Source organism: Candidatus Dependentiae bacterium, assembly GCA_016871815.1.
In the GTDB taxonomy this organism is placed as follows: Bacteria; Babelota; Babeliae; order Babelales.
The window spans coordinates 1-2,257 of sequence record VHBT01000046.1 but is presented as its reverse complement, the minus strand read 5'-3'; the positions used below and the strand labels follow the sequence as shown (position 1 = coordinate 2,257).

The 2,257-nt window shown below is 37.9% G+C and carries 2 protein-coding genes; one reads left to right on the top strand and one right to left on the bottom strand.

What is annotated here, in order from left to right:
* Positions 1–1,106: 1,106 nt before the first annotated feature.
* Positions 1,107–1,481 carry a hypothetical protein gene (locus FJ366_04350; protein ID MBM3894797.1) on the top strand — a complete coding sequence of 125 codons (375 nt, stop codon included), beginning with the start codon at positions 1,107–1,109 and terminating at the stop codon, positions 1,479–1,481.
* Positions 1,482–1,735: 254 nt separating this feature from the next.
* On the opposite strand, the gene FJ366_04345 is transcribed toward FJ366_04350, so the two are convergent.
* A complete protein-coding gene (locus FJ366_04345; GenBank protein ID MBM3894796.1) occupies positions 1,736–1,975 on the bottom strand; it encodes a GIY-YIG nuclease family protein in 240 nt (79 codons plus the stop codon).
* Positions 1,976–2,257 lie beyond the last annotated feature (282 nt).

Below are 2,257 nucleotides of genomic sequence, written 5' to 3'. Positions count from 1 at the left end.
TTACAGTCCATGATAGAATTGTACTTACAGCACCTCTCACAAAAATGCTTACCACGTTTTTCACCGCAAAAGAAAATTCGGTAAAAACAGTTGCGAGTCATACGTTTCATTCGTTTGTAAAAACGTTTGTCAGCCTTGCACTTCTGTATCTTGCAGAAACATCTGAACATCAAATGCGCTCTTATTCATCTGAAGATCTTATCACCACAACACTCAAGGGAAAAAAGGTTATTCTTTCATATCTAATTCCAGTAGCATTAAGAATTTTTGCAACCCTTAACTACATCGCAGGACAAACAAACACCAGCTACGCTGAACTGTTCAAAGCAATTCGAAAGCTCTCACTCAAAGACTTTGCTGACGACAAATCACTTGCAAACATTTTACGCCAATCAGTCAACGTACTTCTCCCGTTATGCTTCTCCTTAGAAGGAAATCTGGGTGAGGAAGGCCAAAGCATCAAGGATAAATTCGATTTTTATAATAACTTTAGTGAGGCGTTCAGCTCTCGTCAAGACGCAGATAGCTCTTACAATCTTGCTAGAAACCTTGTCCTGAGACTCCAACAAACCGAATCCACGAAAGATAATGAGGCAATTGAAAGCCTTAAAAAACTTTTCGGCATATCCGCAGAAGTAACTCCAGACACCCGTAGGCCGTTCAGAGCTGCGGCTGACGCTTTCCGGCTACGCTGTGATGACGCTTCTTTTCATAACGTGAGAACATTTATTCAAAACAGAATCAATGATGATAATTTTTTTCAACAAGATCAAACTAATCGTCAGGGATGGAATGCACTTGCAGCTCTATTTAATTTAAGGCGTTGGTCGTCACGTTCATATTCGACGCCAGCTTCATTTTCGATGCCACCTTTGACAACATATACACCTGAGCAACCATATTCATCTGAGCAATAAAACACTCAGCAGCTAGATAAAAAGAAGGCGGGAACAAAATTGTTCCCGCCTTCTTTTTTATTTTTAATACACACCAAAATTAAAATAACACCACTCGGTTTCGCTTCCCTTTTCTGATTAATTGACTCCCATCACCCGGCATGACAAAAATAAGCGAGCAAACCAACATATTTTGAAAATGAGTAATATATGTACTTACAAACACTTTTAGTAGTTAGCCTCGCTCTTCTGAGTAATCATCTTGTTTCCAATGATTTTTTGGAACAAAGAAAAAGAGAAACCATGAGAGCGATCGCTGATGAAGAAACAGATCCAAGAGCACGCAGAGTCTACCAACAACGAGCTGAACTTTTGGAACGCGATGCAGCCCAAGGAAAACTAACACCGCCCCAAAAAACATCACTAACTCGGGCACCTGAATCAAGTTCCAGCAAACCCATTTCTCACGCTATTGTTTTCACACCTCAAACTCAGCCGAAACAAAAAACCAGCGCTTGGACGCAAACAAAGCGACTTGCTCGTGCTGGATTAAATAAACTGGGCTTTAAACCAAAAACAAAATGAAGCCAACCACGGGTTAAAAACCCTTGGGTATTTAGCAAATTTAAACAAAAAAGAGGGTGCAAGAAACACCCTCTTTTGATAAAAAGCACTTTTTTAATTTTTTAGAACTAATTCAATTTTTTTAATTTATTTACGCTTAAAAGCTTCAGCGAGACTGCCTTCGCTTCAAATTTACTAGATATATTTATTTGTTATTCCAACTAAACTGGCTTGCCTAGCCGTAGCTTTAGCGAAGGAAAAACCGATAAAAAGACTTAAAAATGTTTTTTAGAAAACGCTCTACCAGAACCAGATTTTAAATATTTCTCAAATGCTAAGGCTTTATATTTATTCTCAAAACCAATAAACAAATGTAATGACCACGGTCTATATTTAGAGGTATGTACACACTCACCAAGATTATGATCTTCTAATCGGCGAACAACATCAATAGCGCTACCAACATACCAATGTTCACCATCAATAAATGATTTTATAATATAAACATAATGCATTAATAACACCCTCAAAAAGACCTTGCTTCTTACACAGCCTTCGCTTCAATTTTACTAGATATATTTATTTATTATTCCAACTAAACTGGCTTGCCTAGCCGTAGCTTTAGCGAAATAGTCAAAATTTTTTTGCAACCTCTTACACCAGTCCGCTTGCGCTTAAAAGCTTCAGCGAGACAGCCTTCGCTTCAATTTTACTAGATATATTTATTTATTATTCCAACTAAACTGGCTTGCCTAGCCGTAGCTTTAGCGAAATAGTCAAAATTTTTTTGCAACCTC